The sequence below is a fragment of the Mycoavidus sp. HKI genome (assembly GCF_020023735.2).
Classification (GTDB): domain Bacteria; phylum Pseudomonadota; class Gammaproteobacteria; order Burkholderiales; family Burkholderiaceae; genus Mycoavidus.
Map to the genome: position 1 here is coordinate 2,030,683 of NZ_CP076444.2, position 14,172 is coordinate 2,044,854.

Consider the following 14,172-nt stretch of genomic DNA (forward strand, 5'->3'; position numbering starts at 1 on the left):
CTCTCATGCGGGTCTCCGTAAGGAAAATAGGATGGCAAAGTATGTTGCATTATGCGGCGGGGTTGGCGGCGCCAAATTGGCGTTTGGATTAGCACACGCCCTCCCACCCGGCGAATTAACGATTGCTGTAAACACCGGTGACGATTTTGAGCACCTTGGCTTACTCATTTGCCCCGATCTAGACACGGTTGTCTATACGCTCGCAGGCATCGCTGACGCAGGCAAGGGATGGGGACGTGCTAGCGAGAGTTGGTTAGTGCAGGAAGAACTGGCTCGTCTAGGCGGGCCAACCTGGTTTCAGCTCGGTGATAAGGACCTAGCACTTCACCTTTATCGGCGCAGCTTGCTTGACGGCGGAAATAGCCTATGCGACGTGACCACAACACTCGCTAACACTTTGGGTATCAAACATACGATCGTCCCGATGTCCAATGACCCAGTGAGAACCATCGTTGAGACAGATGAAGGCGCTTTGGCTTTTCAGCATTATTTCGTCGCCCGGCGATGTGAGCCGCGCGTCTCGGGCTTTCGCTATAAAGGCACTACCACAGCAAGAGTATCACCGGCGCTTGCAGCAGCGCTCAGCGCACCCGATCTCACTGGCATCATCTTATGCCCTTCGAACCCATTCGTAAGTATTGGACCGATACTGGCATTGCCAGGGATGCGCGATCAGTTGCGCACCAGCAATGCCCCAATCTTAGCCGTTGCACCGCTTGTCGGTGGCGAAGCAGTCAAAGGCCCGCTGACCAAAATGATGCATGAACTAGGGCTAAAGGCTTCCATTGACGGGATCGCATCGCTTTACGCTGATTTTCTTGACATTCTTGTTATTGATCCACAGGACGAGTGTGATGCCAGCGCCTTGTGCACGGATTCGATAGAAATCGATATGATCAAAACGCTCATGAAAACGCCTGACGAGCGTATCACTCTCGCGCAGCACGTCCTGGCCCGTCTTAAAAACCTATCCTCAGATGGCAAAGTGTACGCAATGTCTTAACCCGCGTCGACTTATCGCAAATCTCGCAGCGGTTTAGGATAGGCGTTTCTGTTGTAATTCATACCCCGGTGCCGAGCTCAACCGGCGGACACGAACACAGTCACTTCAATCGGCGACCAGAGGCAGCATTTCATCTTCCCCCGTTGGCGCATGCTGCTGATGTTGCAACGCCCACATCTGAGCATACACATTGCCCGCAGCAAGCAATTCTTGATGGGTACCGCGCTCAATGATGCGGCCCTGATCCATCACCAGAATCTGCTGTGCATGGATGATGGTTGACAGGCGGTGCGCGATAATCAGCGTTGTACGGTTGCGCGCGATCTGCTCCAGCGCTTGCTGAATCGAGCGCTCTGCACGTGAATCGAGCGCTGACGTCGCTTCATCAAAAATGAGAATATGCGGATCTTTCAATAATGCGCGAGCGATCGCAATGCGCTGCTTTTCGCCGCCAGATAACTTCAGACCACGCTCACCCACTAGGGTGTCATAACCCGCTGGCAGGCTTTCGATGAAAGCATGAATATGCGCATGGCGCGCAGCCGCGATGACTTCGTCTCGCGATGCGGATGGCCGACCATACGTGATGTTGTGATAGATCGTGTCATTGAAAAGCACGGTATCTTGCGGTACGATACCCATTGCTGCGCGCAGTGAATCCTGCGTCACTGCACGAATGTCCTGGCCGTCGATCACAATCCGTCCCCCAGCCGCCTTATCGATATCGTAAAAACGAAGTAACAGTCGCACCAGCGTTGATTTGCCTGAGCCGCTATGACCGACAACCGCGGTGGTTGTGCCGGCTGCAATCGTAAACGTCAGATCACGCAAAATCTGCCGCGGCGGTTCATAGGAGAAGCTGACATGCTCAAAGCGCACCTCAGCGCTACGCACGGCAAGCGGGGGTGCCCCCTGGATATCCTGAATTTCAGACTCGATTTCTAACAGCGAAAACATCCGCTCCATATCGGTAATGCTTTGCTTCAAAACGCGATACCTATTGCCCAAGAAACTGAGCGGAATATAAAGTTGCAACATGAAAGTATGAATTAACACAAAATCGCCCAATGTTAATTGCTTATCCAGCACCCCCTGCGTCGCCCGCCACAGAACCGCGATCAGACAGAGGGCGATGATTAACTGCTGGCCAAGACTCAACAATGACAGTGATCTTTGTGCACGAATCGCCGCCTTACGGTAAAGCATCAAGTGCTCATCGTAGCGCTGCGCTTCATAGTGCTCATTACCAAAATACTTGACGGTTTCGTAATTGAGCATCGAATCGACCGCTCGCGTACTGGCGGCTGAGCCGAGTTCGTTGATCGTGCGCCTTAAGTGCGTGCGCCACTCAGTCATTTTCACGGTAAACGTGATATAAGCGACAAGTACGGAAAAGGTGACAATCGCATAGTATGCTTCGTAGCGGACCGCGAGAAAAATCAACACCAGCAACACTTCGATAGCGATCGGCAAAATGCTGTAAAGCGAATATGAAACCAGAGTTTGAACACCCCGAGTGCCACGCTCGATATCGCGCGACACACCGCCAGTTTGTCGCTTCAGATGAAAGCGCAAAGACAATCTATGCAGATGCCGGAAAGCCGCAAGCGCTACCTGCCGCCCCGCGCTATAAGCCACTTTCGCAAAGAGAATCTCACGCAACTCGGCAAACAGCGAGCTTGATAAGCGCACAACCGCATACGCCACGACCAGCAAACCAATGCTGCTGAGCAAGCTAAACGTCGTCTCATACGCCGGTGCCGGCAGCCGATTAGTTACCGCGAGTTGATCGACAATCGCTTTCATCACAATCGGCACACCCAAATTCGCGATTTTCGCGCTAATCAAGCAGGCCAACGCGAGCGCGACACGCACTTTATAGGCCAGTAGATAGGGCAAGAGTGTAATGATTGTCTGCCAATCGCTGCGCTGATCTGAAGACGGAGGCAAAGAAGTGGGGAACGGGTGCATAGTGAATAGGTATCGTTATCTTGCTTGCGCGGTACGGCAAGCATTTTTGATTCTTCGCATCGTCGACTCCGGGCAAAAAGCGCACTTACGAGTATACGGATACGCACTAAGCAGGTAAACGGCAGCTTTTCCTATGTTTTACCGCTCGCACCATTTCCTGCTGCTAATAAACCTGAAGTTTCAGCCAATGGCATGCTCTTTCTTGCTATATCCAGGCCATGGCGAGCCAAGCAACATTGATCGCTCGAATTTAGCAAATGACACAACGCTCTACATCACCAACTTACGCGCCGTAGAGAATACCAATAATATACAGCCTCCACGGCGAAGGCAATAAAAGCGCGCTTTTATCATTGGTGATAAATCTATGGCATCACCTCTCCTCTCTCAGGCCTGCTTGACTATGTCCGAAAATTGTATACAATTTTCGGACATGAGGCAAAATACACTTTATCCATCTCCAAACATCAAGTCGTTGATCGTGCAACGCATTGATCAAGCCCCGGTAGACACCGTATGGACACCGGTGGATTTTCTTGACCTAGGCGGTCGCGATGCGGTCGATAAAACCTTACAACGCATGGTCACTGGCGGTGATTTGCATCGTTTCGACCGTGGGCTCTACGGCCGACTTCGGTTAAATGCATTGACCGGACGGCTTACTGTTCCTGATTACCGTAATGTAATTAACGCTGTAGGTCGGCGTGACCAAATTCGAATGTTGATCGACGGCATGACTGCCGCTAATGATTTGGGTTTGACCAATGCCGTACCTGGGCAAGTTATCATACATACCGATGGTCGGCTGCGTCCTATCCAGTTGGGAAATCTAACGATCCAATTCAAATTGACCGCGCCCAGCAAACTTTACTGGGCAGGTCATCCAGCTATGCGTATCGTGCAAGCTTTGTACTGGTTGCATGACAGCATCAAAAATAGTGCTCAATTGGAACATGATGTCGTCAAAGCCAAATTGATTCGACTACTGTGCGATCCAAATCAATCGGATAAGATTTATGATGATCTGCAAACTGGCTTGCACACGGTCCCCTCATGGATGCAGCAGTGGATAAGAGAGCTACTGGCATCGACGCCCCAGGAAATGGGGGGGCAAACATGAATCCAGGCTTCCTTTCCGTCATTGCAGCTACACCTAAAGATCGCCTTGGCTTATTTTTGGCAACGGCCAACCAACTTGGTACCTCTTTGCAAAACGTTGAAAAAGATTTTTTGGTATGCTGGGTATTGGATTTACTATTTAATGGAAGAGAAATTACCGAACCACGATTGTTATTCAAAGGGGGGACCTCGCTCTCCAAGGCCTATGGATTGATCTCTCGTTTTTCGGAAGATATAGACATTACGGTTTTCCGTGAAGATATCGGCCAAGACATTGAAATCAGTGACCTAGAGAGATTGTCTGGCAAGCAACAACGCATACGTCTAGGTGCTATCAAACAGGCTTGTCAGACATACATTCAAGGAGCCCTCAAAGAGCGGTTAAATCTGCAGATCGAAACTGTATTTCGTGAAGCAGGCATCTCAGCGATCCAAGAAGCAGTGGTTTCAGATGTCGATGACCATGACCAGCAAACACTGTTGATACGTTATCCAGCAACGACTACCGAAGTGGAAGATTATGTTAGACCAACCGTCAAGATAGAAGCTGGTGCTAAGTCTGCTTTGGATCCGCATCGCCAGACCATCATCAAACCTTATATAGCTGACGAAATAACTGGGGCCAATTTGGCTGTAGAAAATATTGTCACTATTGATGCCGAACGCACGTTTTGGGATAAGGTAGTCATTTTGCATGGTTTGCGTCGTTGGCATGACAACCGTGGGCAGCTACGTCAGCAAGGGCATCGGATATCGCGGCATTACTACGATATCTACAAGCTAACTCAATCCGAGATGGGACAGCGCGCCAAAAGAAACCATATGCTTGCTATCGATTGCGCGCGTCATGCACAAATGTTCTTCAACAGCGCAGATTTGGACTTAAAAAGTGCTCGCCCAGGATCGTTTGCACTTGCGACAACACCAGAGATGATCGATGCGCTTAGACGAGACTATCAGGCGATGTCTGGAATGATTTTTGGTGAAGTACCGGATTTCACAATAGTGATAAATGAGATTAGGGAGCTGGAACAGCAAATCAATCAACTTTGAGATTAAGGTTTTCTTCATTTAAAATAAACACAATGTAACCGATAGTAGAAGCACGCAGATTGAAAGTGGATTTAAGCGACTGCGATATACTTTTTGACACACCAGTATCAATAAAGGAAAGAGTCATGATGCCGACGTTTAGTGAACGACAGAAACTTGCCCAACAATTCGCCACCGACATTACTCGTATGCAGCATTGTCTACATACGGCCGGTCGCCATGTCTCTGACGACAACGTAGTCTATGCGTGGGCGGAATATTCCGATCATGTCAGCGCAAGTTGGCTCACGCTACCGGACGATGAGGCAGCATTACTAGAAACCTTACTGAAATATTTGCCGTCCGGAGCAGGTACACAGGCCATTATGTGGCGTACCACTTGCCTGTATGCAGGTGATGGTAGCGGTGACAGCATCGTCGAGTTGCCCGACGAACTGCTGGCTCAATTGGGCTGGAAGGTGGGAGACACACTGACCATCAGCAAGACGGATTCAGGCGAATTGATACTGCGGCGTGCGGATTGAGCATACCCGAGCCAATCATTCCCCCAAATAAGACGCCCTCACTTGCGGATCTCCGAGCATCTGTTTGGCGTCTCCAGACATCGAGATCAGCCCAGATTCCATCACATAAGCACGATTAGCCGCGTGGAGCGCAAGCCGCGCGTTTTGCTCGACCAGTAAGATTGTTAGCCCTTGCGCTGAAATTTCCCGCACGACTTCAAAAATGCGCTCAACCATCAATGGCGAGAGGCCCATTGATGGCTCATCTAGGAGCAGTAGCTTGGGCCGGCTCAGTAGCGCGCGCGCCATGGCCAGCATCTGCTGCTCCCCGCCCGAAAGGGTGCCGGCAAGCTGCGATATACGCTCTTTCAAACGCGGGAAATAAACGAACATCTGCTCAATGTCTTGCTTAATGCCGCGGGTATCATGACGCAAATAGGCGCCCATGCGCATGTTTTCGAGAATGGTCATGCGCGCAAAAATGCCACGCCCTTCAGGAACCATAGCGAGCCCACGTTTGAGCAATTCGTGCGCAGGAACGCCTCTGAGCAATTCACCACAATACTCGATATCGCCAGCAGCGCAGCTTTTTAAACCGCAAATTGCCTTCATGGTGGTTGTTTTACCGGCGCCGTTAGCACCGATAAGCGTGACCAACTCACCTTCAAAGATTTCTAAGTCGATCCCCTTAACCGCTTGAATGCCGCCATAAGCCAGTTGCAGCCCTTTGATTTTTAAGAGTGCTGACATTAACTGCCTCCTGCGCCCAGATAGGCTTCGATAACTTTAGGGTTTTTTTGGACCTCCTGCGCTGACCCAGTGGCAATCACTTTACCGTACTCCAGCACGGTCATTCGGTCACATAGCCCCATCACAAGTTTCACATCGTGTTCGATCAACAAAATAGTTTTACCATCGTTGCGAATTTTTTCGAGTAACTGACGCAAATCTACTTTTTCAGTGGCATTCATGCCCGCGGCAGGTTCATCGAGGGCCAGCAGTTTCGGCTCAGTTGCCAATGCACGCGCAATCTCAAGCCGGCGTTGGTGACCGTACGATAAGTTACGGGCCGTGTAACCCGCATACTGTCCAATCTCAACATAATCGAGTAAAGCGCGAGCATATTCTTTAATTTCTTTTTCTTCACGACGTTCAGCAGGCGTGCGCAAGACCGCTCCTAATAGTCCTTGCCGCGTACGCACATGGCGCCCTACCATGACATTCTCAAGCGCTGTCATGCCACCGAATAGACGGATATTTTGGAAGGTGCGCGCAATTCCGGCGCGCGCTACTTGATGCACCGCAGTGGGCTGATAAGGCTCGCCATCAAGTATAAAGGTACCGGCATCGGACTTAGATAAGCCCGTTAACACATTGAAAAGAGTGGTTTTGCCTGCCCCGTTTGGGCCGATCAGGCCATAAATATGTCCGCTGACGATCTCTAAACTCACGCCATGCAGTGCCTGCAAGCCACCAAAACTTTTATTGACACCTTTAACCGATAAACGAATGGGTTGAGTGGGTACTATCGTCTCAAGATTCATATACGCCCAATGCAATTGCGCTTGGCTTTTTTAGCCATCCGGTCTTCATGCTTAGCGGCCGGCCATAAGCCTGCAGGACGGTAAAGCATGATAATAATCATGGTCAAACCATAAAATAGTTGACGAATGGCCTCGGCGTCGACAATTTCACGAGCAAATAGCGCATGCTGTAAAGGTCCCATTGTCGAGCGCAAAAACTCTGGGAAGAGTGAAAGGAGTAAGGCACCCAAAATCACACCTGGAATATGCCCCATGCCACCCAGCACAACGCAAGATAGCACCACAATGGATTCCCAAAAAGTGAAGGACTCAGGTGAGACAAAACCTTGGAAAGCCGCGAACATGGCTCCCGACACACCACCAAATGAAGCGCCCATGGCAAATGCGAGCAGCTTCATATTACGCGTATTAATACCCATCGCTTGGGCCGCCGTTTCATCTTCGCGAATTGCTACCCAAGCCCGGCCGATGCGAGAATGCTGCAGCCGGATAGAAACAAAAACCACCAGCACAGCAAGCGCGGCAAATAGATAATAATATAAATAGACGGAGGGGAAGTTCAGGCCCAAAAAAGTATGCGTCTTCGATAAATCAAAGCCAAATATAGTAACCGGTGCAATATTGGCGATCCCTTTTGGGCCGTTGGTAATATTGAACGGGCGGTCAAGGTTGTTCAGAAAAATCCGCACAATCTCGCCAAAGCCAAGCGTCACGATAGCCAAATAATCGCCACGCAAACGCAGAGTCGGCGCACCCAACAAAACGCCAAAGAGGGCTGCCATGGCAAGCGCAATGGGCAAAATCAACCAAATTGAGAAGTGTGGTCCAGCTGGCAGTAATTGGGCAATCCAATCAAATTGCATCAATAGATGCGGGGACGATAAAAAAGCTGCGGTATATGCACCCACCGCATAGAATGCGATGTACCCTAAATCAAGCAAACCGGCAAAGCCAACCACCACATTCAGGCCCAATGCCAGCATCACATAGAGCATGGCAAAGTCAAGCACCCGCACCCAATAATTGCCGCCCACCGCACCAATCAAAATCGGCGCTAAAAGCAGCGTGAGCGCAAGCAATATCATGCCGACATAGGCCGTCACTGGTTTTTTTGTAGTGAACGCTATCATATGTTTAAGCAAAACTTAATATAGGAGAGTTAATCGCAAAGCCAAGGCTGATACCGGCGCTTTATAGAGCCGGCTACGTCAGAGTCATGCGATGCTTTATGCACGGTCAGCAACCCGCTCGCCTAACAAACCAGATGGCCGGAGCACCAACACGACAATTAACACCATAAAGGCAAATACATCTTGATAATTACTGCCGAATACACCGCCGGTCAAATCCCCAATATAACCCGCGCCCAGTTGCTCGATAACACCGAGCAAGATCCCACCTACCACCGCACCGCCTAGATTACCAATACCTCCTAGAACCGCCGCAGTAAAAGCTTTAATCCCCGGGATAAAGCCCATATTGAAATGGGCATTGCCATATTCGGAAGCAATCATCACGCCGGCCAGTGCCGCCAGAGCCGCCCCAATCATAAAAGTGGCGCAAATCACAAGATTGGGATTCACGCCCATTAAGCTTGCCACGGCTCGGTTTTCCGCGGTGGCACGCATCGCGCGGCCAAGGCGCGTTTTATGAACCAACAGCAATAAACCACCCATGGTGATAAAAGCAACCACAATAATAATGATCTCAGTCATTGAAATCACCGCCCCCGGCTGATCGCCTTTAGGTGTAATCACATTAATTGGATCTGTCGGCAGCAATTGCGGAAACATCAATGGATCGCGCGACCAGATCATCATCGCCAGTGTTTGCAGCAAAATCGAGACGCCAATCGCCGTGATTAATGGCGCCAGCCGTGGTGCATTACGTAGTGGCCGGTAGGCCACCCGCTCGATCACATAGGCAAGCGCAGCACAGGCAAATGCAGCGACTGCCAGGGCCATCAATAACGTCGGTATAGGTCCAAGCTGTGGCCAGTACGCTTGGATGAGCTTAATCACCGAGAGCGCGATGAGCGCGCCGGCCATCAGCACGTCACCATGAGCAAAATTGATAATGCCCAAAATGCCATAAACCATGGTGTAGCCTAGTGCAATCAATGCATAAACACTACCCAGCACTAAACCATTCAGAATTTGCTGGATAAAAATATCCACTTACCCTCCTCAATTTGGCTTATTTGAATTTTCCGGGCCACCGGCTAATGCACTCAGTTCACGCGGCAGCGGGAAAGACACGTTTTCAGCAACGCCCTCTAAGGTGCGCACCTTCGCCACGCCAAGTTCGCGCAAGCGTTCAATCACCGATTGCGCGAGCGCTTCAGGCGCTGATGCGCCTGCCGTGACGCCAATCCGACGTTTGCCCACGAGCCAGGCGGGGTCAATTTGCGCTGGCTCATCCACCATATAAGATGGAATGCCAAGCTTTTGAGCCACTTCACGCAGGCGATTTGAATTTGAACTATTCGGACTCCCCACTACAATCACCAGATCGCATTGCGGCGCCATAAATTTGACGGCATCTTGCCGATTCTGCGTGGCATAGCAAATGTCTTGCTTTTTTGGCCCAAGAATCGCCGGGAAACGTTTCTTTAACGCCGCGATCACCTGCGCTGCATCGTCAACCGATAAGGTTGTTTGCGTCACATAAGCAAGCTTTTGTGGATCAGCCACTTGCAGTTGCTCAACATCGGCTAGATCTTCCACGAGATGCATTCTATCGCGCACTTGTCCCATCGTGCCCTCAACTTCGGGATGGCCTTTGTGTCCAATCATAATGATCTCATAGCCATTGGCCCACATTTTAGCCACTTCGACATGCACCTTCGTCACTAATGGGCAGGTTGCATCGAAAATATGTAAACCAAGGCTTTGAGCTTGCGCATGCACTTCCTTGGGCACGCCATGCGCACTAAAAATAACCGTGCTACCGGCAGGCACTTGCTCAAGCGACTCAATAAAAACAGCCCCTTTGCGGCGCAAATCGCTCACCACATAGGCATTATGAACAATTTCGTGGCGCACATAAACCGGCGCGCCAAAACGCGCCAGCGCACGCTCGACAATTTCAATCGCGCGATCAACTCCCGCACAAAATCCGCGTGGCTGCGCCAGCAGAATCTCAGCTTCAGTCTCGGTTAAAGCAGGGTGCGTCATGATATGCCTCTACAAAATACCAATAATGTGCACCTCAAAAACAAGCGCCTGACCCGCTAACGGGTGATTAAAATCAAACAGCGCTCCACTTGCATCTATTTCTTTTAACACCCCCGCATAACGCCCGCCGCTAGGTGCATTGAATTCAACTAAATCTCCTGGCACAAATTCATCACTACCCACCCCATGTTCGTGCAAAGTCGTTAACGTGACTTTTTGAATCAAGGCGGGGTTGCGAACCCCAAAAGCCTGCTCCGGTGTTAGCCGAAAGGTAGAGTGGCTTCCTACTTTCATTCCGAGCAAAATAGCCTCAAGCGGCGGTGCGATCTGACCGGCTCCTAATAACAAAGTAGCCGGCCGATCATCGAAAGTATTCACGATATCAGCACCCTCTGCTAACGAGAGGCGGTAGTGCAGCGTAATGTGCGAGCCTTGCTTCACTACATTAATATTAGTCAGGGTCATGCGATGCTTAATCAATATTTATCAAACCGGTGGCAAAAAAACTGCACCGTAAAACACAAAAAAACGATATTGTAAGCGACTTAACCCAGATGAGACAGTTAGACAACGGAACCAGCCATCCCATTCACGCTTGGCCAAATAGCGAACGCCCGCGCGAAAAATTAGCCAATGCCGGCCCCGCGGCCTTATCAAATGCCGAGCTGCTGGCCATTTTTTTACGCGTTGGGGTCGCCGGACAAAGCGCGGTTGACCTTGGGCGCACTTTGATCAATCATTTTGGTTCGCTACGCGCTTTATTGAACGCTTCACATGCGGATCTGAACGCCGTGCATGGCATGGGACCCGCCAAAATTGCTCAACTCCATGCAATCAGCGAGCTTATTCAACGCGCTCTAGCCGAAGAATTACGCAATAACACCTACCTAGAGTCGCCCACGGCGGTCCGAGATTATTTAAAACTGCTGATCGGCACGCGCCCTTATGAAGTTTTTGTTTGCCTATACCTTGATGCGCGCCATCGGCTCATTCGGGCGGAAGAGTCATCACGCGGAACGTTAACCCAAACGACCGTTTATCCGCGAGAAATCACTCGACAAGCGTTACTATTAAACGCGGCGTCTCTTATCGTGGCCCATAACCACCCCTCTGGCACTGTCGCCGCAAGCCCGGCCGACCAACATTTAACTAAGCAGCTGCAAGCCGTCCTGGCGTTATTTGAGATTAAGCTGTTGGATCATTTTATCGTCGCCTCTAATGCCATTTTGTCGTTCTCTGAACATGGCTGGCTTTGAGGCGAACGGTCAACCGCAGATGGCAACATGATTTGCCGCATATCTCCTGGGATATTAGTGGCCTCCGGTATGTAATTAAAAAAATGGCAAAACGCAAATGCCACCAACCGAAAGTTTTTATGCTAGAATCTCGCTCCTGTTTTTATAATCTTTTTTGCAACGCGCAGTAGTCATGACTACTGCAGCTAGAATTTAGCGTACCAGGAGTGCTCAATGGCACGAAAATGTAAGGTAACCGGGAAAGGGCCAATGGTTGGCAATAATGTTTCCCATGCCAATAACAGAACAAAACGCCGCTATTTACCAAATTTGCAGTATCGTCGCATCTGGGTAGAAAGCGAAAACCGTGACGTGCGACTGCGCATCTCGAGTGCCGCATTACGCCTGATCGATAAGAAAGGAATTGATGCCGTGCTCGCTGATTTGCGTGCACGTGGCGAAATTTAAGGGGTATAAATCATGGCTAAAGGCGGACGCGAAAAAATCAAGCTAGCATCATCAGCTGGCACTGGTCATTTTTATACCACGACAAAAAATAAACGCACTAAACCAGAAAAGATCGAGCTTATGAAATTCGATCCGGTTGTGCGCAAGCATGTTTCTTATACAGAAACAAAGCTCAAGTAAGCGGTTTTAGACCACCGAATCAACAAAAACCCCGCCAGCTGCTGCCTCATCGTTTTGTTGCAGTTGCTTCGTGCGGGGTTTTTGCTGCACCTGGCTTGTAGATGCCAAACCTTGAAGAATCTTCCAAACACTTAAATTTCGACGTTGTCATCGTAGGCAGCGGCCTAGCTGGCTTAAGTGCCGCCTTAAAACTCGCCCCTACGTTGCGCGTAGCGGTGATTGCTAAGCGCTCAGTACAAGACAGCGCAAGCGACTGGGCGCAAGGCGGTATTGCCGCTGCGTTGGATTCAGCGGACAGTATTGAAAACCATGTACAAGATACGCTGATTGCTGGCGGCGGGCTGTGTCATGAAAGCATGACCCGCTTTATCCTCGAACGGGGTCAGCAGGCGATCGAATGGCTGATCAAGCAAGGTGTGCCTTTTACACGCGATGATGCCAGCGAGTTTGGTTTTCATTTAACCCGCGAGGGTGGCCATAGTCACCGGCGGATTATTCACGCAGCAGACGCCACCGGCCATGCGGTGGTGACCACTCTAGCCCAGCGCGTACGGGCACACCCTAATATCACGCTGCTTGAAGAACATTTTGCGATTGACCTGATCACAACCGCCTTGCCTGGCTCGTCCGGGCGGCGTTGCAATGGCCTATACGTACTAGATTCAAGCAATGGCCGCACCCTCACCCTACAAGCACACCATACGATACTCGCCACTGGCGGCGCAGGTAAAGTCTATCTATATACGACCAACCCTGATACCGCAACCGGCGATGGCATTGCAATCGCTTGGCGGGCAGGCTGCCAGATTGCGAATATGGAGTTTATCCAGTTCCATCCCACCTGCCTTTACCATCCCTATGCAAAATCATTTTTAATCAGCGAGGCGGTGCGCGGTGAAGGCGGCCTACTCAAGCTCCCGGCTAGCGACGGCAATGGCATACGCTTTATGCCCACGCACGATGCACGCGCTGAGCTAGCGCCTCGCGATATTGTGGCGCGCGCCATCGATTTTGAAATCAAAAAGCACGGCATCGACTATGTTCATCTTGATATTAGTCACCAGCCGGCCGAGTTTTTACGCGCACATTTTCCAACCATTCTCTCGCGCTGCCTGGAATTTGGTATCGATATTACGCGCCAGCCTATTCCAGTTGTGCCGGCGGCACATTACACCTGCGGCGGGGTGGTAACCGATGTGTCTGGACGCACTGAGATTGCGGGGCTCTTTGCGATTGGAGAGACGGCTTACACGGGTTTACATGGCGCTAACCGGCTAGCCAGCAATTCTCTGCTCGAATGCGTCGTCATGGCGCACTCAAGCGCGCGGGCTATTCAAGCCGATCTCGCCACCCATACATATCGTCCGAGCGCGCAGCTGCCCATCTGGGATGAAAGCCGCGTGACAGACCCGGACGAAGAAGTGGTGATTACCCATAACTGGGACGAACTACGCCGACTAATGTGGAACTATGTTGGCATTGTCCGCACCGATAAACGTTTGTCGCGCGCCAAACATAGAATTGCACTCTTGCGCAGTGAAATCGATGAATATTATGCAAATTTCCGCATTAGCCGGGATTTGCTCGAATTACGTAACCTAGTCGATGTCGCAGCGCTGATTGTGGACAGTGCGTGCTCACGGCGCGAAAGCCGTGGCCTACATTTCAGCCGAGATTGGCCTGACCAGCTTGCTAAAGCGCGGCCTACTGTGCTGGCGCGGCAGCGTTAAAGGGCTACAAAATTTTTCTCTTATTGACCTATGGAATTGATAGGTCAGATGTTATCTTCTCTCTCCGTACAATCGCCGCTCAGATCATGAGCGCGGTATCTTAGGCGGCTTTGCAAAGCGGGCATTGAAATCAGCGGCGCAAAAGCATTCGCCGCGTCCTTGGTGTCAACAGCAATTTTCGTCATTGGCA

16 protein-coding genes are annotated in these 14,172 nt (G+C 50.6%); 8 read left to right on the top strand and 8 right to left on the bottom strand.

Annotation, left to right across the window (positions count from 1 at the left end):
- Positions 1–31: 31 nt before the first annotated feature.
- Positions 32–1,003 carry a 2-phospho-L-lactate transferase gene (gene cofD, locus KMZ15_RS07930; RefSeq protein ID WP_223692376.1) on the top strand — a complete coding sequence of 324 codons (972 nt, stop codon included), beginning with the start codon at positions 32–34 and terminating at the stop codon, positions 1,001–1,003.
- A gap of 105 nt (positions 1,004–1,108) precedes the next feature.
- On the opposite strand, the gene KMZ15_RS07935 is transcribed toward cofD, so the two are convergent.
- Entirely contained in the window at positions 1,109–2,974 is a 1,866-nt protein-coding gene (locus tag KMZ15_RS07935) for an ABC transporter ATP-binding protein/permease (protein ID WP_223692379.1), read from the bottom strand.
- A 433-nt stretch (positions 2,975–3,407) separates the two neighbouring features.
- Here KMZ15_RS07935 and KMZ15_RS07940 point away from each other — a divergent pair, with 433 nt between their 5' ends.
- From KMZ15_RS07940 to KMZ15_RS07950, 3 genes are all read left to right on the top strand, one after another.
- The gene (locus tag KMZ15_RS07940) at positions 3,408–4,094 is read left to right on the top strand and encodes a DUF6088 family protein (protein ID WP_223692381.1); all 687 of its coding nucleotides are present in this window, start codon (positions 3,408–3,410) and stop codon (positions 4,092–4,094) included.
- Positions 4,028–5,146, top strand: coding sequence for a nucleotidyl transferase AbiEii/AbiGii toxin family protein (locus KMZ15_RS07945; RefSeq protein ID WP_223692383.1), 1,119 nt, complete (start codon positions 4,028–4,030; stop codon positions 5,144–5,146). The genes KMZ15_RS07940 and KMZ15_RS07945 overlap by 67 nt, the downstream gene beginning before the upstream one ends.
- A 125-nt stretch (positions 5,147–5,271) precedes the next feature.
- Positions 5,272–5,670: a hypothetical protein gene (locus KMZ15_RS07950; protein WP_223692386.1), complete on the top strand. Its 399-nt coding sequence runs from the start codon at positions 5,272–5,274 to the stop codon at positions 5,668–5,670.
- Between the two features lie 15 nt (positions 5,671–5,685).
- Here the strand turns inward: KMZ15_RS07950 and KMZ15_RS07955 are convergent, their stop codons facing one another.
- From KMZ15_RS07955 to KMZ15_RS07980, 6 genes are all read right to left on the bottom strand, one after another.
- Entirely contained in the window at positions 5,686–6,399 is a 714-nt protein-coding gene (locus KMZ15_RS07955; RefSeq protein WP_223692388.1) for an ABC transporter ATP-binding protein, read from the bottom strand.
- Positions 6,399–7,193: an ABC transporter ATP-binding protein gene (locus KMZ15_RS07960; RefSeq protein ID WP_223692390.1), complete on the bottom strand. Its 795-nt coding sequence runs from the start codon at positions 7,191–7,193 to the stop codon at positions 6,399–6,401. The genes KMZ15_RS07955 and KMZ15_RS07960 overlap by 1 nt, the downstream gene beginning before the upstream one ends.
- Positions 7,190–8,323, bottom strand: coding sequence for an ABC transporter ATP-binding protein (locus KMZ15_RS07965; protein WP_223692393.1), 1,134 nt, complete (start codon positions 8,321–8,323; stop codon positions 7,190–7,192). Before KMZ15_RS07965 ends, KMZ15_RS07960 begins: the two co-directional genes overlap by 4 nt.
- 96 nt (positions 8,324–8,419) lie before the next feature.
- On the bottom strand, positions 8,420–9,370 hold the full coding sequence (locus tag KMZ15_RS07970) for a branched-chain amino acid ABC transporter permease (RefSeq protein ID WP_223692395.1): 951 nt from the start codon (positions 9,368–9,370) through the stop codon (positions 8,420–8,422).
- Between the two features lie 9 nt (positions 9,371–9,379).
- Positions 9,380–10,369 carry a 4-hydroxy-3-methylbut-2-enyl diphosphate reductase gene (gene ispH, locus KMZ15_RS07975; RefSeq protein WP_223692397.1) on the bottom strand — a complete coding sequence of 330 codons (990 nt, stop codon included), beginning with the start codon at positions 10,367–10,369 and terminating at the stop codon, positions 9,380–9,382.
- A 9-nt stretch (positions 10,370–10,378) separates the two neighbouring features.
- Entirely contained in the window at positions 10,379–10,834 is a 456-nt protein-coding gene (locus KMZ15_RS07980) for a peptidylprolyl isomerase (RefSeq protein WP_223692400.1), read from the bottom strand.
- Between the two features lie 29 nt (positions 10,835–10,863).
- Between KMZ15_RS07980 and radC the strand changes: the two genes are divergently transcribed.
- The 4 genes from radC (at position 10,864) to nadB (ending at position 13,982) form a co-directional block, all read left to right on the top strand.
- Positions 10,864–11,625, top strand: coding sequence for a DNA repair protein RadC (gene radC, locus KMZ15_RS07985; RefSeq protein ID WP_308710177.1), 762 nt, complete (start codon positions 10,864–10,866; stop codon positions 11,623–11,625).
- 213 nt (positions 11,626–11,838) lie between these two features.
- Positions 11,839–12,072, top strand: a complete 234-nt coding sequence (rpmB, locus tag KMZ15_RS07990; RefSeq protein ID WP_223692402.1) for a 50S ribosomal protein L28 — start codon at positions 11,839–11,841, stop codon at positions 12,070–12,072.
- Between the two features lie 12 nt (positions 12,073–12,084).
- Positions 12,085–12,252 carry a 50S ribosomal protein L33 gene (gene rpmG, locus KMZ15_RS07995; RefSeq protein ID WP_223692405.1) on the top strand — a complete coding sequence of 56 codons (168 nt, stop codon included), beginning with the start codon at positions 12,085–12,087 and terminating at the stop codon, positions 12,250–12,252.
- Positions 12,253–12,353: 101 nt separating this feature from the next.
- Complete coding sequence (gene nadB, locus KMZ15_RS08000; protein WP_223692408.1) at positions 12,354–13,982, top strand: L-aspartate oxidase; 1,629 nt, start codon at positions 12,354–12,356, stop codon at positions 13,980–13,982.
- Between the two features lie 44 nt (positions 13,983–14,026).
- Here nadB and KMZ15_RS08005 read toward each other — a convergent pair whose 3' ends face one another.
- Positions 14,027–14,167 carry a hypothetical protein gene (locus KMZ15_RS08005; RefSeq protein WP_223692411.1) on the bottom strand — a complete coding sequence of 47 codons (141 nt, stop codon included), beginning with the start codon at positions 14,165–14,167 and terminating at the stop codon, positions 14,027–14,029.
- Between the last annotated feature and the right edge of the window lie 5 nt (positions 14,168–14,172).